At 50.9% G+C, this 20,417-nt stretch carries 17 protein-coding genes; 16 read left to right on the top strand and 1 reads right to left on the bottom strand.

Annotated features, from left to right (window positions below; translation table 11 throughout):
• Positions 1–26: 26 nt before the first annotated feature.
• Entirely contained in the window at positions 27–1,007 is a 981-nt protein-coding gene (gene metF / locus ccrud_RS09520; protein WP_066566735.1) for a methylenetetrahydrofolate reductase [NAD(P)H], read from the top strand.
• Here metF and ccrud_RS09515 read toward each other — a convergent pair.
• Entirely contained in the window at positions 1,004–1,570 is a 567-nt protein-coding gene (locus tag ccrud_RS09515; RefSeq protein ID WP_066566732.1) for a GNAT family N-acetyltransferase, read from the bottom strand. The two genes, metF and ccrud_RS09515, sit on opposite strands and share 4 nt — an antisense overlap.
• Before the next feature lie 210 nt (positions 1,571–1,780).
• On the opposite strand from ccrud_RS09515, the gene ccrud_RS09510 reads away from it, so the two are divergent.
• From ccrud_RS09510 to ftsZ, 15 genes are all read left to right on the top strand, one after another.
• A complete protein-coding gene (locus ccrud_RS09510) occupies positions 1,781–2,206 on the top strand; it encodes an SAV_6107 family HEPN domain-containing protein (RefSeq protein WP_066569805.1) in 426 nt (141 codons plus the stop codon).
• A gap of 313 nt (positions 2,207–2,519) precedes the next feature.
• Complete coding sequence (locus tag ccrud_RS09505; RefSeq protein ID WP_066566729.1) at positions 2,520–2,912, top strand: DUF3040 domain-containing protein; 393 nt, start codon at positions 2,520–2,522, stop codon at positions 2,910–2,912.
• 618 nt (positions 2,913–3,530) lie between these two features.
• Positions 3,531–3,962: a division/cell wall cluster transcriptional repressor MraZ gene (mraZ, locus tag ccrud_RS09500; RefSeq protein WP_066566727.1), complete on the top strand. Its 432-nt coding sequence runs from the start codon at positions 3,531–3,533 to the stop codon at positions 3,960–3,962.
• Positions 3,963–4,206: 244 nt separating this feature from the next.
• Positions 4,207–5,223 carry a 16S rRNA (cytosine(1402)-N(4))-methyltransferase RsmH gene (rsmH, locus tag ccrud_RS09495; protein WP_066566724.1) on the top strand — a complete coding sequence of 339 codons (1,017 nt, stop codon included), beginning with the start codon at positions 4,207–4,209 and terminating at the stop codon, positions 5,221–5,223.
• Positions 5,220–6,017 (top strand): cell division protein FtsL, encoded by a 798-nt coding sequence (gene ftsL / locus ccrud_RS09490; protein WP_066566720.1) that lies wholly within the window; start codon positions 5,220–5,222, stop codon positions 6,015–6,017. Before rsmH ends, ftsL begins: the two co-directional genes overlap by 4 nt.
• Before the next feature lie 155 nt (positions 6,018–6,172).
• Complete coding sequence (locus tag ccrud_RS09485) at positions 6,173–8,128, top strand: peptidoglycan D,D-transpeptidase FtsI family protein (RefSeq protein WP_066569802.1); 1,956 nt, start codon at positions 6,173–6,175, stop codon at positions 8,126–8,128.
• A 117-nt stretch (positions 8,129–8,245) separates the two neighbouring features.
• A complete protein-coding gene (locus ccrud_RS09480; RefSeq protein WP_066566717.1) occupies positions 8,246–9,787 on the top strand; it encodes a UDP-N-acetylmuramoyl-L-alanyl-D-glutamate--2,6-diaminopimelate ligase in 1,542 nt (513 codons plus the stop codon).
• Positions 9,788–9,796: 9 nt separating this feature from the next.
• Complete coding sequence (locus ccrud_RS09475) at positions 9,797–11,347, top strand: UDP-N-acetylmuramoyl-tripeptide--D-alanyl-D-alanine ligase (RefSeq protein ID WP_066566714.1); 1,551 nt, start codon at positions 9,797–9,799, stop codon at positions 11,345–11,347.
• A 4-nt stretch (positions 11,348–11,351) separates the two neighbouring features.
• On the top strand, positions 11,352–12,452 hold the full coding sequence (gene mraY, locus ccrud_RS09470) for a phospho-N-acetylmuramoyl-pentapeptide-transferase (RefSeq protein ID WP_066566711.1): 1,101 nt from the start codon (positions 11,352–11,354) through the stop codon (positions 12,450–12,452).
• Positions 12,453–12,458: 6 nt separating this feature from the next.
• Positions 12,459–13,877, top strand: coding sequence for a UDP-N-acetylmuramoyl-L-alanine--D-glutamate ligase (murD, locus tag ccrud_RS09465; RefSeq protein ID WP_066566708.1), 1,419 nt, complete (start codon positions 12,459–12,461; stop codon positions 13,875–13,877).
• 2 nt (positions 13,878–13,879) lie between these two features.
• Entirely contained in the window at positions 13,880–15,514 is a 1,635-nt protein-coding gene (locus tag ccrud_RS09460) for a peptidoglycan glycosyltransferase FtsW (protein ID WP_066566706.1), read from the top strand.
• A 29-nt stretch (positions 15,515–15,543) separates the two neighbouring features.
• Complete coding sequence (gene murG, locus ccrud_RS09455) at positions 15,544–16,635, top strand: undecaprenyldiphospho-muramoylpentapeptide beta-N-acetylglucosaminyltransferase (protein ID WP_066566703.1); 1,092 nt, start codon at positions 15,544–15,546, stop codon at positions 16,633–16,635.
• A gap of 106 nt (positions 16,636–16,741) precedes the next feature.
• Complete coding sequence (gene murC, locus ccrud_RS09450) at positions 16,742–18,121, top strand: UDP-N-acetylmuramate--L-alanine ligase (RefSeq protein WP_245670410.1); 1,380 nt, start codon at positions 16,742–16,744, stop codon at positions 18,119–18,121.
• 32 nt (positions 18,122–18,153) lie between these two features.
• Positions 18,154–18,822: a cell division protein FtsQ gene (gene ftsQ / locus ccrud_RS09445; RefSeq protein WP_066566698.1), complete on the top strand. Its 669-nt coding sequence runs from the start codon at positions 18,154–18,156 to the stop codon at positions 18,820–18,822.
• Between the two features lie 249 nt (positions 18,823–19,071).
• Positions 19,072–20,412 (top strand): cell division protein FtsZ, encoded by a 1,341-nt coding sequence (gene ftsZ, locus ccrud_RS09440; RefSeq protein ID WP_066566696.1) that lies wholly within the window; start codon positions 19,072–19,074, stop codon positions 20,410–20,412.
• Positions 20,413–20,417: the final 5 nt, after the last annotated feature.

Here is a 20,417-nt window from a genome sequence, read left to right as displayed (position 1 = left end):
CTTTCATCACACTAAGATACCCAGGCATGTCCTCAACCAACATCCCGGCCTCATCCCAGTGGGCAATTAGTGACGTATTGAAACGTCCATCGCCTGGACGAGTCCCTTTTTCTGTCGAGTTTATGCCTCCTCGTGACGATGCTGCAGAAGAACGTCTGTACCGTGCAGCAGAGGTTTTTCATGACCTTGGCGCATCATTTGTGTCAGTTACTTATGGTGCCGGTGGGTCGACTCGTGAGCGCACCTCAAGAATCGCTCGGCGTTTAGCTAAACAGCCTCTGACTACCTTGGTGCACTTAACATTGGTTGATCACACCCACGAAGAAATGAGAGACATCCTTGATGGGTACTTAGAGCTGGGATTGACGAACTTATTGGCCCTACGTGGCGATCCGCCAGGAGACCCATTGGGCGACTGGATAAGCACTGAGGGTGGTTTAAATTACGCATCAGAACTGATCGAGATGATTAAATCAACGCCAAGATTTGAGCAATTTGATCTAGGGATTGCCTCTTTTCCGGAAGGGCATTTTAGGGCAAAAGATTTAGAAGAAGATACTAAATACACCTTGGCGAAGTTGCGCGGAGGTGCCCAGTATTCCATTACTCAGATGTTTTTCGATGTGGAAGATTTCCTCAGACTTCGCGATCGTTTAGTTGCGGCCGATCCCATCCATGGTGCTAAGCCAATTATTCCAGGCATTATGCCGATCACGAGTCTGCGCTCAGTGCGACGCCAAGTTGAGCTTTCTGGAGCTCAACTCCCTTCAAGACTCGAGGAATCATTGGTTCGAGTGGCAAATGGCGATGAGCAAGCGAATAAAGATGAGATCCGCAAAGTGGGCATTGAGTACTCCACGAACATGGCAGAGCGTCTTATTGCCGAAGGTGTGGAAGATCTGCACTTCATGACGCTCAATTTCACCAGGGCAACCCAAGAAGTGCTACACAATCTTGGCATGGCTCCTGCGTGGGGCGCGGAGCATGGTCAGGATGCTGTGCGCTAGAGGGAATGCTGAAGCGGGAGCGGAGTGATTAATACTGCAAAAGCACGTTGGTCTCCGTCAAACCTAAAGTCTCTGAGGAGATCTGAGAATCCCAGAGACCGATAGAGGCTAAACGCATGGTTGGCTTCTTCATCTATTTCAGGTGTGGACAAGATGGCATGAGAGCTAGCTGCATCCTTTAGTAGCTCGTGCATCATTTTCCTGCCAATTCCATGACCTTGGAAGCCGGGCTGTACATGTACCTCGGCTACCTCGAAATAATCATAGATTATGTGAATTTCTTCTTCGGTCGGTCCGCCTTGTTGGCGTAGCCCACGACGAAGCTGATGCTGCCACCAATGATCCGGACTTCCATTAAATCCGTAAGCTATGCCTACAACTTGGTCGTCAATGACTGCGGCGACCGCAGTGAATCCGGGGTTTTGGGAGTTTCTGCGCCAAACTTCGATTCGGGTATCCCTAATGGCCTTGTCGTAATTCATCGCGTCGATGTAGACATCCACTAATACAGGGGCGTTAATAGTGAATTCAGGAATGCTCAGTTTTCGAATAATTGGTGACACGCTCCCCATCCAACCAGATGTAGCGAAAAGTGTTGGCAGGTTCAGGGGGTGAAAATGGAAAATTAGTGTGGAATATCATCCAATACAGAATTTTTAGAACTTGTGTTCTATTTCCAAATATGGTGTCGTCCCCTTTTCCTACAGTAAAGGCAATCGAAAGAGTTAAGGAATCTTGCAAGCTAAGAGCAGCTGAGAAGGGAGATGGGGATAATGGGTGACATCATTTCGGCGACAATAAGGTTTGAACGTATAGGTGGTAAAAGGGCGCAGTTCTTATCCAAAGCACACACTTTGCTAGAACAAGCGCATACCTGTCGAGGTGAAGGTGATCTTTTATTAGCTCTGGAAATGTCTTATCAATCCGCCCTTCGAACTGCTGGTGCTGTGGTGGCAGGAAGTGCTGTGGCGGCGAGAAAAAGAAAGCCTAAAAGTGCGTGGGATCAACTGCAATTAGTTGGCTTGGAAGCGGCTGTCTGGGCGGCTGAGCTTTCGCAATTTTCTACGATCAGATCACGTGCGAACAGTGGATTGGATATATCGCTTTCTGAAGCTGATTTAGATCAGTTCATTGCGCGCGTAGCGCAGTTTTTGGAGGAAGCGCAGCAAGGGTTTAGTGCAGGGGCTAGTGCTGCTTAGGGGTTTTTAGTTCTAGGCAGCTTGTGATCTTTGTCTAATTATTCCGCCTCATTAAGCCGCCGGGGGTGGAAGTCATGGTTGGTTGCTGTCCTAATTTACTGGGTAAAAACCCTGCTCAGCACTTAATTTTTGCCAAATTATCTCAATAAAGTACCGCTTCAGTGTGGGCTTGTATCAAAAAGCGGTTAAGTGAATTAGAGGTGATTCCCCCATGTTTTCCTCGTTATTGGCATTACTGGGAACATTCTGGATATTCTGGGCGTTATTAAGACATAGAAGAAAAAATGTCTCTACAAACCACCGGGAGGACATTGTGTCACTTTCAGAGCAGGAGCAACGGGCACTGCGCGAAATTGAGCAAGCGCTCATGGCAGATGATCCGAAATTTGGAAAAGCGGTTGCAAGTGATAGCAGTCTTGGGAATGGTGGGCTGACCCTTAGGGGAATCGCGCTCTTCGTACTCGGCCTTGTCCTTCTTGTTGCCGGCGTCGCATTGAGCCAGCAGACACTGTGGTTCGCGGCACTCGGAATTATCGGGTTCTTAGTCATGTTCGGATCAGGAGTATGGATGCTGCGCGGGGGCGGATCCAATGAGGTATCCATCTCATCCCGCACTTCCACAGCGAAAAATCGCCAGCAGGGAAGTTCTTCCATGGGAAATAAAATGGAAGAGAATTTCCGTCGCCGATTTGAGGGCAATAAATAAGCAGTGACTTTATAGGAATTCTTAGCCACTGACTGTGTCAGTGGAAATGTACGAGGGCGGGACAGTTCATGTGAGCTGTCCCGCCCTCTCGCGTCTATAGAGAGAGTGCCCGTAACTAAAGATATTTCTGCCTTGCTTGGTTTCGTGTCCGCTACTCACTTTTTCCCACTTCATATCCCACCATTCCCCACAAAGATTTTGGTGTCTGTGGTTGATCTGCTGGGGTTGATTTCTGGCTGAGATTTTAATGGGAATTTTGAGAATTGTTCGCCTATTCACTGCTATTTTCCCTGGAAAACTGCCAATTTTGGGTTAACGGAAGCAGAAGCGTGAATTGGATCAGATGTTGATCGTGTTCGAATAAATCGGGAGGGGGAAGAATTGTTGGGGGCGACACGAAAATAGCCCCACTTTGTTTTTAGGGCTATGACCTGCATTGATATTGTGATAATGGGGGAAGGTGGGCATGATACTTGATTAGGGTGGGGGAAAGTGGGGTATTGTGGGCTGCAGCGGTGTGCGGTGGTCTTGTAGATAAGATCATTTCGCACCCTCAGAGACAAACTGAATTGTTGGTTCTGTTTTAGCCACTGAGTTGCTGGGAAGGGGTTTTCAAGGATGTTCCTTGGTACCTATTCCCCGAAGCTCGATGACAAAGGCAGGCTGACTCTTCCGGCAAAGTTCCGTGAGGAGCTTGCAGGGGGATTGATGGTTACCAAAGGTCAAGACCACAGTCTCGCGGTTTATCCGAAGGAAGAATTTGCAGCTAGAGCTCGCAAGGCAGCTGCGGTTTCACGGACAAACCCTGAGGCACGTGCGTTTATCCGAAACCTTGCGGCAAGCGCGGATGAACAACGACCAGATAGCCAGGGGCGTGTCACCCTTTCGGCAGCACATCGCGCATATGCGAGTCTGACAAAAGAGTGCGTCGTGATCGGTTCGGTAGATTTTCTGGAGATTTGGGACGCTCAAGCCTGGGCTGCATACCAGGAAGAGACGGAGGCTGCCTTCTCGGCAGCTGAAGATGATGTCCTTGGAGGATTGCTTTGATTTAAAGCAATCCTTCGAACTGACAGGGAGCGCGTGTATGGACTCTGCTCGAGAAGTGGCTCTGGTGTACTTCCCCGACATCAGATCGAAACTTTTCGAGTGGGGCCCTGTACGCACTGCGTGATTTGTGAAAAACGGACTGCGTGATAAGTGGCTACATCATTGTCGCGCAGTTTTTTTATCCATAAACATAAGTACAAGACATTGGACATCAAGGCCAGTAGGAAAAGGGGGGGAACACGCCATGGAAGATTTTTCTTTGGACGGTAACCACGGACACGTTCCCGTAATGCGTGATCGAATGGCGGCTCTGATCGCCGAGCATGTGGAAGCAATGGGAGATAACGCAGTTATCGTCGACGCCACTCTTGGTGCCGGTGGGCATGCGGAATTTTTCCTTCATACATTCCCCAAGGCTCGCCTCATTGGTCTTGATCGTGATCAAAATGCGCTCACTGACGCCAGGCTTCGCCTAGCGCAATTTGGTGACCGTTTCATCGGCGTTCAAACGCGTTTCGACGGACTCCGCGAGGTACTGGAATCCGAAGAGGGTGACATCATTGATGTTGCACGCGAACATGGTATTTCGGGTGCCCTGTTTGATCTGGGTGTATCATCCATGCAGCTTGATCAGGTGGAACGTGGGTTTGCATATCGAACTGACGCACCACTGGATATGCGCATGGATGCAACCGAGGGGATAACTGCAGCAGATATCCTCAACACTTATTCCCATGGGGACATCGCTCGAGTGTTGAAAACATACGGTGACGAGCGCTTTGCTGGCAAGATTGCTTCAGCTGTGCTTAAAGAACGCGAAAAAGAGCCTTTCACAACTTCTGCACGCCTAGTAGAGCTTTTATATGACGCGATTCCAGCAGCAACTCGACGAACTGGTGGACACCCAGCTAAACGAACTTTTCAGGCGTTGCGCGTCGAAGTTAACAATGAGCTCGATTCGCTAAAGAACGTGCTTCCACAAATTACTGAGGCCCTCAATGTGGGAGGTCGAGCTGTCTTCATGAGCTACCAGTCTCATGAAGATAAGTTGGTGAAAAAGTTCTTCACCGATCTCACTGCATCGAAGACTCCACGAGGATTGCCAGTTGATCTGCCTGGAACTGCACCGCAATTCAAGCAGATTACTCGTGGTGCAGAAACAGCTTCAGAAGCAGAGATCGAAGAGAATCCTCGTGCTGCACCTGTGAAGGTACGAGCAATCGAAAGAATCGCTTACAACTCAGGAGACCTACTATCATGACCATGACAAATGGCTCCCGCACCGAGTCGGGAAAGATGCGAGATCGACGAGTCGCGAATGTAGACCCGCGGTATAGCCGTCGAGTCTCCGTGAGTAGGGATTTTTCCACTGCAGAAGTTACCGGCAGGGAAGCGTCGATAAGCACTCAACTTCGCCGCACAGCGGTGCCGGAACGTCGCCACACCACCCGCGCCCTAGTTAATCCTGGCGTGCAGCCAACGCGTAAGCGTTTGATGCAGCACAAGCTTGGATCGCAGCAGGTTATGTCTGTGCGCGGACGTCGCGTGGAAGCGAAACGCGCTGACCCTAAAGTTATCCATCTTGCAGTAGTGGTAGTTATTTTGCTGTGCATCGGTGTCGGTGCAACCATGGGCCTTTCAGGCACGTCGACACAGCAAACTTTCCAGCTTCAGGAACTTCAGGCAACTGAAACGGATTTGAGCAACCGTATTGAATCACTTAATCGCGATGTGGAGGATGCTCGATCAGCGTCGACGTTGGCAGCTAATGCCACCGAGATGGGCTTAGTTTCACCAGTTGAGCCTGGTGTTCTCTCTGTCGATGCAGAGGGCGCGATCGTGGAGGAACGTGCCGCAAATCCGGAGACACGTCCTATCGTTGATATCAACGGTCAACAGACACGTCCAAACCGTGCATCAAGCAATCCTGATGAGACTAAAGCAGTGACTGAAAACCTTCAGGCAATTCCACAAGAAGCAGCAGCTCCGCCGTATCAGAGCAATCCTGTTCCTTATGCGGCAACCATGGGACAAGCAGGTGGCGCAGGGCAGTGACTTTCTCCAGCGATGGCAAAAGTCGAGGTGGGCGAGCGGGACGTGAAGATACGTCCCGCCGTTCCACGTATCAGGACGAAAGCAGAAGAGCTGCCAGGGAGCGTGAATTAACGCGCCGAAGCAGCAAAGCCAAGGGCAATGTTCCGGCTGAAGGCGTGACTTATCGGCCACAAGCCACATCAAATGGTGGTGCGAGCAAACGTCGTATCAACATAGTGACCGCCATTGCCCTGGTCCTTGCTGGTGTATTGATTATTCGTCTTGGTTGGGTACAAGTTGTGTGGGGGCCAGAACTGGCTCTCAATGCTTCAGAGCAGCGCACACGTGTATTCACAGACCCGGCTCGCCGTGGCAGCATCGTGGATCGTGAAGGCAATCAGATGGCTTATACGATGCAGGCTCGTTCGTTGACCGTATCGCCAAATATCATGCGTGAAGAACTCAGTTATGCAACTGATTTGTCTTTGCGTTTGGCTGCGGAGGAGACTGATCCGGCAGAAGTTGCTTCTTATGTCACCATTGAAGAAGGCAACGCGTATGTTGCTGCTTCGACAGAACAGCGCGCGACTTTATTGTCTGACAAGGTGGAAGATCGCTTGCAGCGCATGGCTGATCGGATCCCAGAGATCATCAAATCGCATGAGCAAGATATCACTGGTATTTCTTCGGATGAAATTCTGGAAAAGTTTAAATCGGATAGTCAGTACCAGGTATTGGTGCGGAATGTTGATCCGGATATAGCCTCTGAGATTACTGATGAAATGCCGAGCATCGCTGCAGACCATCAGGATATTCGCCAGTACCCCAATGGTGCTATCGGAGAAAATATCATCGGTCGAATCAGCATGGATGGTGAAGGCCAGTTTGGTTTCGAAGCATCTAATGATTCACTGCTTGCTGGAAATAATGGTCGTTCCACTCGAGACTTGTCCAATAGAGGCCAAGCTATTCCTGGCACATTGCGCGACCAGATCCCAGCTATTGATGGCGCAAATGTAGAGCTGACAGTAGATCTAGATCTGCAAACCTATGTGCAGCAGGCTTTAGAACAAGCTAAAGCCAACTCAGGTGCCGAAAGTGCTTCGGCAGTAGTCCTTGATGCGAAAACAGCAGAAGTGTTAGCGATGGCAAACACTGACACCATTAACCCCAATGAAGATACGGGTAAACAAATTGAGCAGGGAAAAAGCTTTGATAACCCTTCTGTGACGCACCCGTATGAACCTGGATCTGTAGCAAAAATTATTACCGCTGCGGGAGTTATACAAGAAGGTTTGACCACTCCTGATGAAGTTTTGCAAGTTCCTGGAAGCATCGAAATGGCAGGTGTGTCAGTCAGTGATGCATGGGCCCATGGTGTGGTTCCTTATACCACTGCAGGTGTTTTTGGTAAGTCCTCAAACGTTGGAACCCTGATGCTTGCGGAGCGGCTTGGCGAAGATAAATTTGCTGAGTATCTAGACCTCTTCGGCGTGGGACAGTCAACGGGCATTGAGCTTCCTAGTGAATCTCAAGGTCTGCTACCGGCTAGGGAACAGTGGTCAGGTGGTACTTTTGCCAACCTGCCAATTGGTCAGGGTATGTCTATTACCACTTTGCAGATGGCGGGTATCTATCAAGCTTTAGCTAATGATGGCGAACGCATTGAACCGCGAATTGTTAAGAGCGTGACAGATTCAGACGGAACTGTGTTGGAACAACCCAAGCCAGATTCTGTGAAGGTTGTCAGCCCTGAAGCTGCTCGCAAAACAGTAGATATGTTTAGATCTGTCACTCAGGTCGATCCCACTGGCGTGCAGCAAGGTACTGCACCTGATGCTGCTATCGAGGGTTACCAGATCTCTGGCAAGACAGGTACTGCACAGAAAGTTGATCCGAATACTGGCGCGTATTCCAACTCTCAGTATTGGATCACTTTTGCTGGAATTGCCCCGGCCGATGATCCCCGATTTGTCGTAGCAATTATGCTTGATGAACCAGAGCGCGGAGTGCACGGCGGAGGCGGACAAACAGCAGCTCCCTTGTTCAAGGATATTGCAACTTGGCTACTCAACCGTGACAATATTCCACTTTCTGCAGCCACTGAGCCGATTCTGCTTCAAGCTCAGTAAAAGGTGTAGAAAGCACTTTTGTAGAATTTCATAAGCATTAAAGTATTGACTCTTAAAGGCATCACCCACATGCCTCGTCCACTTATTTCAAAAACTCAACCTGCGGAGGAGAAAACCATGGCAACAACCTTGCTGGATCTCACCAAACTTATCGATGGCACACTCAAAGGCTCGTTCACGGACGCCGGAGATAACCTTTCTATTACTGCTATTGGTCTTGACTCCGCGTATCTCCCCGAACCACAGGCTATTTTTGCAGCGGTTCCTGGAACACGTGCTCATGGCGCACAATTTGCGGCTAAAGATGATGCTGCTCAGGCCGTAGCAATCTTGACTGATGAAGAAGGCTACGAGATCCTGCATGAAGCAGGGGATACTCGTCCTGTCATCGTTGTTGAAGATGTGCGCAAGGTACTGGGTATTGCCTCTGCGAGTGTTTATGATGACCCGTCTAAAGATTTTGTGTTGATCGGTATCACCGGAACTTCAGGTAAAACCACCACCAGTTATCTTTTGGAAAAGGGGCTCATGGAGGCCGGCCATAAAGTTGGTTTGATTGGCACCACGGGTACACGCATTGATGGGGTAGAAGTACCAACAAAGCTGACTACTCCAGAAGCTCCAACTCTGCAGACACTGTTTTCCCGGATGCGTGATCATGGGGTAACACACGTGGTGATGGAAGTTTCCAGCCATGCTTTGGCTTTGGGTCGAGTTGCAGGTTCTCATTTTGATGTTGCGGCCTTTACTAACTTGTCGCAGGATCATCTTGATTTCCACCCCACCATGGATGAGTACTTCGATGCTAAGGCGTTGTTCTTCCGCGGTAATTCTCCACTAGCTGCCGAAAAGCATGTGGTGTGTGTTGATGATGCCTGGGGTATTCGGATGGCTGAAGAAGCAGCGAATGCACAGACAGTGGCTACTCGTGGACAAGACGCCGATTTCCGCGCAGCAGAGATTACGGTGAGTGAATCCGGTGCACAGCGTTTCCAGATCCTTACTCCAGACAAACAGATCTGGGATGTAGAGCTGGCGTTGCCAGGTGCTTTTAACGTGGCTAATGCGACCCTTGCGTTTGCTACAGCTGCACGCGCGGGCGTCGATATGCAGGCTTTTGCACGTGGCATGTCTAAAGTGACGGTGCCAGGTCGTATGGAGCGCATTGATGAAGGCCAGGACTTCCTTGCCGTTGTTGATTATGCCCATAAGCCAGCTGCAGTCGCTGCTGTTTTAGATACTTTACGCACACAGATCGATGGTCGTCTTGGCGTAGTTATTGGCGCAGGTGGAGATCGAGATGCCACTAAACGTGGTCCTATGGGACAGCTTTCTGCGCAACGCGCTGATCTTGTAATTGTCACCGATGATAATCCTCGTTCAGAAGTGCCTGCACTTATTCGTGCCGCTGTCACCAAGGGAGCGGACGAAGGAGCCGCAGAGTCTGCACGTGAAGTAGAAGTTCTAGAAATTGGTGATCGTGCAGAAGCAATTCGCGTTTTGGTCGAGTGGGCACAGCCTGGAGATGGCATTGTAGTAGCTGGAAAAGGCCATGAAGTTGGACAACTAGTTGCTGGTGTTACTCACCACTTCGATGATCGCGAACAGGTTCGCGCTGCCCTGAACAATAAACTTCCCCTCAATACGGAAGAAGGATAAACCACAGTCATGATCAAAATGACCCTTGGGGAGATCGCTCACATCGTTGGCGGCACGCTTACTGGCGGTGCCCAGGAAGACACACCTGTGTATTCCAGCGTGGAGTTTGATTCGCGCTCTCTTACCGCGGGAGGCCTATTTTTGGCTCTTCCAGGCGCCCGGGTTGATGGGCATGAATTTGCTGCCACAGCTATTGAAAAAGGTGCAGTAGCAGTGTTGGCGGCGCGGGAAGTAGATGCTCCTGCGATTGTCGTTCCACCTGTTGCTACCACAGAATCGAATGCTGATATTTATGCCCATGATCCTCATGGACATGGTGCAGCTGTGGTTGAGGCGTTGTCTAAGTTGGCGCGCAAGGTAGTTGATGTGTGTGTTGCTGGCTACCAGCTCAATGTCGTAGCTATTACTGGTTCTGCGGGAAAAACCTCTACCAAGGATTTCATTGCAACAGTGTTGCGCCAAGATGGCGCAACCGTGGCACCTCCAGGTTCTTTTAATAATGAGCTTGGATTGCCTCATACTGTGTTGCGGTGTACCACAGAGACTAAGTATTTGGTTGCTGAGATGTCTGCACGCGGCATTGGGCATATCAAGCACCTCACTGAAATCGCTCCACCGCAGATCGCAGCGGTACTCAACGTGGGTAGCGCTCATTTAGGTGAATTTGGCTCACGGGATAATATCGCCCAGGCAAAGGGCGAAATCATTGAAGCTTTGCCTGCAGCACAAGACGGTGGAGTAGCAGTACTTAATGCCGATGATCCTTTTGTGGCACGCATGGCTCCGCGTACTCAAGCTCGCGTGGTGTGGTTTTCCGCTGAAGCAGCACAGGCTAAAAAAGCTGATTACTGGGCATCAGATATTTCCCTTGATGCAGTAGCTCGAGCAAGTTTTACTCTCAACACAGCTCAGGGATCTTGGCCTATTACCTTGCAGGTTTTTGGTGAGCACCAGGTGGCAAATGCCCTGGCTGCTGCAGCCGTCGCTATTGAAGCAGGTGTAGATCCAGCGCTTGTGGTTGCAGGATTAGAACTGCACTCAGCTACGTCAGCGCACCGCATGGACGTACAAACTCGTCCAGACGGTGTCACGGTGATCAATGATTCTTATAATGCCAACCCAGATTCCATGCGTGCTGGCATTGCTGCGCTTGCCTACACCGCAAGTGGCCGAACTGAAGCCACTAGTTGGGCTGTATTGGGACAAATGGGTGAGCTTGGCGATGATGCTTCGGAAGCACACGCAGACCTTGGTGTGGAGCTTGCTAAATATCATATTGGGCAGCTCATTGCCGTTGGCGATAATGCTAATTGCGCAGCTCTTGCACAATCTGCTGCGAGCTTAGGCGTTGCGACTCATAAGGTTACAGACGTGGATGCAGCAGTGGAGTTGCTTGCGCGAAGCATAAAGCGGGATGATGTAGTGCTGGTTAAGGCTTCAAATACAGATCGTTTGTGGCGAGTCGCAGAGGCTTTGCATAGCGGAGTCAAGAATTTAGCTTCAGGCCAGGACAAGAGCTTGGCAACCGGCGATCTTCGCCGGAATGTGGAAGGACAGTAAAACAATGCAACAGATTATGGTCAGTGGAACGGTTGCGTTCCTCGTATCAATCTTTCTTACCCCGGTGTTGATCCGCTATTTCACCAAGCGTCAATTGGGGCAGGAAATCCGTGAGGAAGGTTTGCAGTCTCATCTGCGTAAACGCGGAACTCCGACCATGGGTGGCATTGCAATTATTGCAGGCATTGTCGTGGCCTATGTGTCTACCAATATCTTGGCGATGATCCAAGGCGTTGGTGGATTCACAGTCTCCGGCTTATTGGTCTTGGGCTTGATGTTGGGCCTGGGTGCTACCGGTTTTGCTGATGATTTCATCAAGCTGTACATGAACCGAAACCTGGGATTGAACAAGACTGCCAAGCTGGTTTCCCAGTTGGCCATCGCGTTGATTTTCGGGTTCTTGGTGCTGCAATTCCCTGATGAAAATGGTCTTACCCCGGCCTCAACTCACTTGTCATTCATTCGTGATATTGACACCATCGACCTTGGTTTCGGTGGCAGCATCATCGGCATCATTGTGTTCCTCATCTTCATTTATGTGGTAGTCAGTGCGTGGTCTAATGCCGTCAATATCACCGATGGTCTTGATGGTTTGGCTGCCGGTACGACTGCTTTTGTGATGGGTGCATACACCCTGATTACTTTCTGGCAGTTCCGCAACTCTTGCGATACTGCAGTTGAAGCTGGCTGCTATACCGTTCGTGATCCGTTAGATCTGTCTGTGTTGTGTGCTGCTGGTTTGGGCGCAACGCTGGGCTTTTTGTGGTGGAACGCAGCGCCTGCGAAAATCTTCATGGGTGATACAGGTTCCTTGGCTCTTGGCGGTTTGGTTGCAGGTATTTCGGTGGTTAGCCGCACTGAGCTGCTCATGGTTATCATCGGTGCGCTTTTTGTTATTGAGGTCGCTTCAGTGGCAATCCAGATTGGTGTGTTTAAGACTCGCGGAAAGCGTGTCTTTAAGATGGCACCGATTCACCACCACTTTGAGGCTTTGGGTTGGGCTGAAACAACGGTTACCATCCGTTTTTGGCTGATTGCTATCATGGGCGTTCTAGCTGGTGTTGGCGTATTTTACAGTGACTGGCTCCACTTAGCGGAGGTGTAGATTTTCATGTCTTCTATTTCTCATTTGCCGGTAGCGCTGCAGGGACGCATCCTTGTTGCTGGCGCTGGTGTATCTGGTTTATCTATTGCCAAAATGCTCAGTGAGCTGCACTGCGATGTCGTTGTTGCAGATGACAATGAGACTGCTCGGCATATGCTCATTGAAATTGTCGATGTGGTAGATATCAGCACTGCGGAAGCACAGGCACAGTTAGACACGTTTTCTATTGTCGTGACGTCTCCGGGCTGGCGCCCTACAAGTCCTTTGCTTGTCGACGCCGCCACCCAGGGCCTTGAGGTTATCGGCGATGTTGAGCTTGCATGGCGCCTGGACCAGGCGGGAGTATTTGGCACGCCACATACCTGGCTTGCGGTTACTGGCACCAACGGTAAAACCACCACCACATCAATGCTTGCAGCAATGATGAATGAAGGCGATTTTAGTGCCAAGGCTGTGGGAAATATTGGTATCCCAGTTTCTGAAGCTTTGGTTGCTAAGAACCGCATTGATGTGTTGGTCGCGGAGCTTTCTAGCTTCCAGCTGCATTGGGCACCAACCTTTGTTCCGGATGCCGGTGTTGTTCTGAATCTGGCTGAAGATCATATTGATTGGCACGGTTCCATGCGTGAATACGCGTTGGCTAAAACCAAAGTGCTGAAAGGCAACATCGCAATAATCGGTGCCGATGATCCTTACCTGGTTGAGTTGACTGCAGAAGCTGGAATCAGCGATCTTGTGGGCTTTACTGTACGGGAACCTCAACATGGGCAATTGGGTGTAGCAGCGGGGGAGCTCGTCGATAATGCCTACGGCAATGCCCTGGCTCTTGCCTCCGCTGATGGCATTAATCCTGCCGGCCCGGCCGGAGTTTTAGATGCTTTGGCTGCGGCAGCAGTGGCACGCGCACAAGGCGTTGCTCCTGAGGCGATTGCTCGTGCGTTGGACTCCTTTGAAGTGGCAGGACACCGCGGTCAAGTAGTAGCGGAGGCGCAGGGTGTGCAGTTTATTGATAACTCAAAGGCAACTAATCCGCATGCTGCTGATTCCGCGCTTGCTGGTTATGATTCCGTCATTTGGATTGTGGGCGGACAGCTGAAAGGCGCAGATATTTCATCGTTGGTGAAACAACATCAGCACCGGATTAAGGCTGCCTTGGTATTGGGCGTTGATCGCGGAGAAATCGTTGAGGCGCTCACACAATTTGCTCCGGATGCAGGCGTATTTGTCACAGACACCGCTGATCCACAACAAGCGATGAGTGAGATCGTGGCTGAAGCTTTCCGCATCAGTACAGCCGGAGACACAGTGCTGTTGGCTCCGGCAGCAGCCTCCTTGGATATGTTCAAGGGTATGGGCCAGCGTGGCGATCTCTTTGCCCACAGCGTTGTTGGCACAATCGAAGGACAGACGGAAGAGAAAGGCTGATCATGACCACCGGAGCCTCAAGAAAACCCGCGCGTCCGAAAAAAACTGGGCCGAAATCCAGAACAAGCCTGGGGATTCGGGAGCGTATTTCCGGTGCATGGAATGACCTTCTCGCGCGACCATTAACTGACTACATCATGATCATGTGCATCGTGGTCATTTTGTCCTGCCTTGGCGTGGTCATGGTGTATTCCTCATCAATGACGTGGTCATTAGGAGACGCCGGATCCGTGTGGGGCACTGCAGTACGTCAGGGCGTCTTGATTGTTATTGGCTTTGTTGCACTGTGGATAGCTTTGAGGCTGCGTCCGCAACTGATCCGTAACTTTGCAAACCTTTTTCTTTTAGTAGCCATCGGAGCACTGCTTGCCGTGCAGGTTCCCGGAATCGGTACTGGTAAGGAAGAGGTGGGTTCCCAATCGTGGATTATGTTGGGACCAGTGCAATTTCAGCCTTCTGAAATCGCCAAAGTAGCAATTGCCGTGTGGGGCGCACACTATCTTGCAGGTAAAGGACCCATCAAACATTGGTTTAACAACCACTTGATGCGCTTTGGTGCGGTGGGTGCTGGCATGGCTCTGCTGATCTTTTTGGAAGGCGATGCCGGTATGGCTATGTCTTTCGTCTTGGTTGTGCTGTTTATGCTCTTTTTCGCAGGTATTGCCATGGGCTGGATCGCGGTGGCAGGCGTGTTGATTATCGCAGGCTTGGCTGTGTTGGCCTTGGGCGGTGGCTTCCGATCAAGCCGCTTCGAAGTTTATTTTGATGCCTTCTTTGGTAATTTTCACGATGTTCGAGGTATTGCTTTCCAGTCTTATCAAGGGTTTTTATCCCTTGCAGATGGTGCTGGCCTTGGCCTGGGATTAGGACAATCTAGAGCTAAATGGTTCTACCTTCCCGAGGCTAAAAATGACTTCATCTTCGCCATCATCGGTGAAGAATTAGGTCTTTTAGGTGGCGCGCTTGTCATCGCACTTTTTGCCGGATTGCTGTATTTCGGTCTCCGCGCTGCAAAGAAAAGCCACGATCCTTTCTTAGGTCTTATGGCAGCTACTTTGACAGCAGCTGTTGCCTCTCAAGCGTTTATTAATATTGGCTATGTGATTGGTCTGCTTCCAGTTACTGGTATTCAGCTGCCGATGATTTCTGCGGGTGGTACGTCAGCGATCATTACATTGGCTTCGATGGGGCTATTGATCAGTTGTGCACGCCATGAGCCAGAGACCGTATCCGCGATGGCTTCTTATGGTCGCCCAGCTATTGATCGTTTATTGGGGCTACCTGAGCCATCTAGCCAGATCACGAGCAATCATGGCTGGTTTGGTAAAGATAAGCGTGGCCCCGTAAAACCAAAGCCACAACCACAGCAAGAAACCCGTGAGCGCTTTGGCGAACCAGTAACCTCTCGAAAGTCTGCTACGTCCAGGAACCAGCGCTCTGGAGTACAATCGGAAGCTCCGCGACGCTCAACTGGTAGCGTCAAAGATCGAAACAATGAGGGTGTAGTGCGCGGCCAAACACGCGGTGCTCGGGATTCACGGAGCAGCGCTAGGCGCGTTGACCGCTCTAGCGATCGGCAAGTTGATCGGCGGGGCGAGCGGCGCGGCGATGGGCGTGAAAACCGCAACCACAGATAGACGCGTGAAGTCAGGAGAACCACGGACAGATGGCTAAACCTCAAGATCCCATTCGGATTGTAGTTGCAGGTGGAGGTACCGCAGGTCATATTGAACCTGCGTTGGCAGTAGCTGAAGCACTGCGCGAGCACCATAATGCAACGGTCACAGCCTTGGGCACTGCCCGTGGTTTGGAAACAACTTTGGTACCAGATCGCGGTTTTGAGCTACGGCTCATTGAGCCTGTTCCAGTTCCTCGCAAGCCCAATCTAGATTTGCTGAAGCTTCCGTTGCGGGTATCTAAAGCACTTGGACAGACTCGTAAAATTCTGCAAGAAACACAGGCTCAAGCTGTCATTGGCTTTGGCGGATATGTGTCTGCGCCAGCGTATATGGCGGCAAAATCTTTAGGATTGCCGTTTTTCGTGCATGAAGCAAACGCACGAGCAGGCATGGCGAATAAAATGGGTGTGAAGCTTGGCGGAGTCGGTCTCAATGCGGTTGCAGGTTCTGGCATGGATGGGGAAGTTGTAGGAATTCCTATCCGCGCAGGTCTTGGCGGAGACCGAGATGAATCAGCAGCTGATCGAGCACGCTCAACATGGGGATTAGAAAAAGATCGCACCACCATTTTGGTCACTGGTGGTTCCCAAGGTTCTGCGAGTATCAATAAAGCTGTCGCAGAAGCCCTGGATGAGCTGCTTAAAGCAGGCTTCCAGGTGCTGCATGCCGTTGGTAAGAAAAATGAGCTCCCGGAAGTGCGCCCAGGATACTGTCCAGTGCCTTTCATCGAGGATATGCAAGCGGCCTATACCGTGGCAGATCTCATCGTGTGCAGGTCTGGTGCGATGACCGTTGCTGAAGTTACCGCTGCTGGTGTGCCCGCGATTTATGTGCCGTTGCCACATGGCAACGGTGAGCAGGCGTTAAACGCCCGAGCGGTCATTGAAGCAGGCGCCGCGCGCCAGATCGACGATGCGGACTTCACCGCCCAGACGCTTCTCGACGCCACTTTCGATATTCTTCACAACCCGGCAACTTTCCAAGAGATGGCAACAGCTGCGAGAGCATCCACCGCAGGAAACGCTTCAACGGTGATCGCAGATATGATCGCCGAGATAATACTTACTAAACAAAACTAAACACGAAACGTAAAGGAATAGTTTTAAGGTGACAACTCCACATTTGGATTTAGTGCAGGACATAGATCTTTCTCGCGTCCACCTCATTGGCATCGGCGGCGCCGGCATGTCTGGTGTTGCTCGCATTCTTCTGGCGCGTGGCAAGACCGTCACTGGATCTGATGCCAAAGATTCTCGCACTTTGCTGCCTTTACGTGCTGTGGGCGCCACAATTGCAGTAGGCCATAGTGCAGAAAACCTGGAATTATCAGGTGAGCTTCCCACCGTTGTGGTTACGTCATTTGCAGCTATCCCTCAGGACAACCCTGAATTGGTTCGCGCTCATGAAGAGGGTATCCCAGTTATTCGTCGTTCAGATCTGCTGGGTGAACTCATGCAAGGGTATGAACAGGTGTTGATCGCGGGAACCCACGGTAAGACCTCCACCACCTCTATGGCTGTTGTTGCCATGCAGGCTGCAGGAATGGATCCAAGTTTTGCTATTGGTGGACAGCTAAATAAAGCTGGTACAAACGCGCATCATGGGACCGGTGAAGTGTTCATCGCTGAGGCGGATGAGTCGGATGCATCGTTGCTCAGGTACTCACCAAAAATTGCTGTGGTGACCAACGTGGAACCAGATCATCTGGATTATTTCAAAACAGCTGAAGCATATTTCCAAGTGTTCGACGACTTCGCAGGTAAAATTATCCCAGGTGGAAAGCTCGTTGTCTGCCTAGATGATCCACACGCTGCAGAGCTGGGCGAACGCGCAGTCCGCAAGGGTATTAAAACCGTTGGATACGGCACTGTTGAAGCAGCCGAAGCCCATCCAGAGATTCCTGCGTTGGCTACCATCGTGGATTCTCAAGTTGTTGCAGAGGGAACACGCGCGACCATCGACATCGATGGCGTAGAAGTATCTGTGGTGTTGCAAATTCCTGGTGATCACATGGTGCTCAACGGTGCAGCCGCCCTGCTGGCCGGATACCTGGTGGGAGGGGACGTCGAGAAGCTTGTTGAAGGCTTGTCTGATTTCTCCGGTGTACGACGCCGTTTTGAATTCCACGGCACTGTGGAAGGCGGAGCATTTGAAGGTGCTTCCGTATTTGATGATTATGCACACCACCCAACAGAGGTTTCTGCAGTGCTCAGCGCTGCACGTTCACGCGTGGAAGCTGCCGGAAAGGGACGCGTCATCGTTGCTTTCCAACCACACTTGTATTCCCGAACCATGGAATTCCAGAAGGAATTTGCTGAAGCATTATCGCTCGCTGATGCAGCAGTGGTGCTGGAGATTTACGGCGCTCGTGAACAACCCGTAGATGGGGTGTCCTCGCACATCATTACTGATGCGATGACTATTCCAGTTGTCTATGAACCTAATTTCTCCGCAGTTCCGGAGCGCATTGCAGAAATCACTGGACCACATGACATCGTGTTGACCATGGGTGCTGGTTCGGTGACTATGCTTGCGCCAGAGATTTTGGATCGATTCCAAGACTAAAATTGTCTTGAAAATACAAAGGCAGGACTAGCGTGAACAAAAAAGTCATCGCCATTGTGATTGGTGCGGTGGTTGTCCTCGTGGCAATTCTAGGTATGGTTGCCTGGTTTGTACCCATCCTCAAAGTGGGAAACATTGATGTGGCAGGCGCCACGCGGACTGACCCAGACCAAGTCTTGGAGGTGTCCGGGATCGTAGAAGGGGAAAACCTTCTGCGCGTTGACGCGACTTCTGCAGCATTAAATATTGTGGAATTGCCATGGGTGAAATCAGTAACTGTGAACCGCTCCTTGCCAAGCACCATGACGGTGGACTTGGTAGAGCGGGAACCTGCCGTGTTTGTGAAACGCAGCGATGGCGACCATGTCATCGACAGTGAGGGTAAAGAAATTATCATTGGCACACCCCCGGTTGGAACTGTTGAAGTTGCTGGTGCTGATGAAGAGAACTCAGAAGTGCTGCCAGCGGTTATTGCTGCCATCAATGCAATTAAGGAACAAGATGCGCAGATAATAGAGAATATCGAGGTAGTTGAGGCGCCAGATCAGTTTGATATTTTATTCAAAATGAAAGATGGACGAGAAATCTACTGGGGATCTTCTGACAACAGTCATGATAAAGCTGTCGCAATGTCGACAGTTTTGAAGCGGGAGGGGCAACATTGGAATATTAGCTCACCCACAATGGTGACAGTCCGCTAAAGTGGCTGGATAGTTCTGGTTAGCCTGATTGCGGTTCGTGTTTACCCACCTCAACAACCCTAAAGTAAAGGTTGAGAGTAGCGACACGCCGCCGTAAATGTCCGACATATTGAGGTGTTTTTCGCACAAGATATATGTCAGCCGGATTAAGTATTTTTAGGCGGTCGCTCAACCTCGTTGGACGCCATCTTAAGATTTAATAAAAGCACAAATTTTAGTATCAACTCTTCGAAAGGCGAGACATCGACAATGACCTCACCGAACAACTACCTCGCTAAGATTAAGGTCGTCGGCGTGGGCGGCGGCGGAGTCAACGCCGTCAACCGCATGATTGAAGAAGGCCTCAAAGGCGTGGAGTTCATCGCGGTGAACACCGACTCGCAGGCTCTTATGTTCTCTGATGCCGACGTAAAGCTCGATATCGGACGTGAAGCCACTCGTGGTCTTGGCGCAGGCGCAAACCCAGAAGTTGGTCGCACCTCCGCAGAAGATCACAAAAACGAAATCGAAGAAACCATCAAGGGCGCAGACATGGTCTTCGTCACTGCCGGCGAAGGTGGTGGCACCGGAACAGGTGCTGCACCAGTCGTGGCAGGGATTGCCAAAAAGATGGGCGCTTTGACCATTGGTGTTGTAACCAAGCCTTTTGAATTTGAAGGCCGTCGCCGTACCCGTCAGGCTGAAGAGGGCATTGAAGCCCTCAAAGAAGTCTGTGACACCCTCATCGTGATTCCAAACGATCGTTTGTTGGAACTCGGTGACGCGAACCTTTCCATCATGGAAGCTTTCCGCGCAGCGGATGAGGTTCTGCACAACGGTGTGCAGGGTATTACCAACCTGATCACCATTCCTGGTGTGATCAACGTGGACTTCGCGGACGTTCGCTCCGTTATGTCTGAAGCTGGTTCTGCTCTCATGGGTGTTGGCTCTGCGCGGGGCGATAACCGCGTTGTATCCGCAACTGAGCAAGCCATTAACTCTCCACTTCTGGAAGCAACCATGGATGGTGCAACTGGAGTGCTGCTGTCGTTTGCTGGCGGCTCTGATCTAGGCCTCATGGAAGTTAACGCGGCAGCGTCCATGGTCCGTGAGCGTTCTGATGAAGATGTGAACCTTATCTTCGGTACCATCATCGATGACAACCTGGGCGATGAAGTCCGCGTTACCGTTATCGCAACCGGCTTTGATGCTGCTCGTGCAAACGCATCTGAAGCTCGTCGCGCAGGTATCTCTGCTGCTCCAGTAGTAGAGAATGAACCACAAGCGCAGGCACCAGCGTCTAACGCAACTGTGCCTCCAGAGAAGGAAAGCATCTTCGGCGGAGCTCGCGAAGATAATGATCCTTACCAGTCTCGTTCTGCGGGTGCTCGTCATCGCATCGAGGAGACTCGTTCCGGCGGTGGCCTGTTCACCAATGGTGAGCGTGACTTCCGCCGCGATGATCGCCGCGATGATCGCCGCGATGACCGTAGGGACGAGCGTCGCGATGATCGACGTGACGATCGTTCTTACGACCGCCGCGATGATCGACGTGACGACCGCCGCGATGACCGTGGAGACGACCTGGATGTACCCAGCTTCCTCCAGTAACTAAG

The sequence above is a fragment of the Corynebacterium crudilactis genome (assembly GCF_001643015.1).
GTDB lineage: Bacteria > Actinomycetota > Actinomycetes > Mycobacteriales > Mycobacteriaceae > Corynebacterium > Corynebacterium crudilactis.
Note: the sequence above shows the minus strand (reverse complement) of the source record. Positions and strands in the feature narration are given on the sequence as shown.

Bases quoted from the DNA above. Each gene is read 5' to 3' on its own strand.
- ccrud_RS09480 (WP_066566717.1), top strand. From the start codon at position 8,246: ATGGCAACAACCTTGCTGGATCTCACCAAACTTATCGATGGCACACTC.
- mraY (WP_066566711.1), top strand. From the start codon at position 11,352: ATGCAACAGATTATGGTCAGTGGAACGGTTGCGTTCCTCGTATCAATC.
- ftsL (WP_066566720.1), top strand. From the start codon at position 5,220: ATGACCATGACAAATGGCTCCCGCACCGAGTCGGGAAAGATGCGAGAT.
- murC (WP_245670410.1), top strand. From the start codon at position 16,742: ATGTCTGGTGTTGCTCGCATTCTTCTGGCGCGTGGCAAGACCGTCACT.
- rsmH (WP_066566724.1), top strand. From the start codon at position 4,207: ATGGAAGATTTTTCTTTGGACGGTAACCACGGACACGTTCCCGTAATG.
- murG (WP_066566703.1), top strand. From the start codon at position 15,544: ATGGCTAAACCTCAAGATCCCATTCGGATTGTAGTTGCAGGTGGAGGT.
- ftsZ (WP_066566696.1), top strand. From the start codon at position 19,072: ATGACCTCACCGAACAACTACCTCGCTAAGATTAAGGTCGTCGGCGTG.
- mraZ (WP_066566727.1), top strand. From the start codon at position 3,531: ATGTTCCTTGGTACCTATTCCCCGAAGCTCGATGACAAAGGCAGGCTG.
- murD (WP_066566708.1), top strand. From the start codon at position 12,459: ATGTCTTCTATTTCTCATTTGCCGGTAGCGCTGCAGGGACGCATCCTT.
- ccrud_RS09460 (WP_066566706.1), top strand. From the start codon at position 13,880: ATGACCACCGGAGCCTCAAGAAAACCCGCGCGTCCGAAAAAAACTGGG.
- ccrud_RS09510 (WP_066569805.1), top strand. From the start codon at position 1,781: ATGGGTGACATCATTTCGGCGACAATAAGGTTTGAACGTATAGGTGGT.
- ccrud_RS09475 (WP_066566714.1), top strand. From the start codon at position 9,797: ATGATCAAAATGACCCTTGGGGAGATCGCTCACATCGTTGGCGGCACG.
- metF (WP_066566735.1), top strand. From the start codon at position 27: ATGTCCTCAACCAACATCCCGGCCTCATCCCAGTGGGCAATTAGTGAC.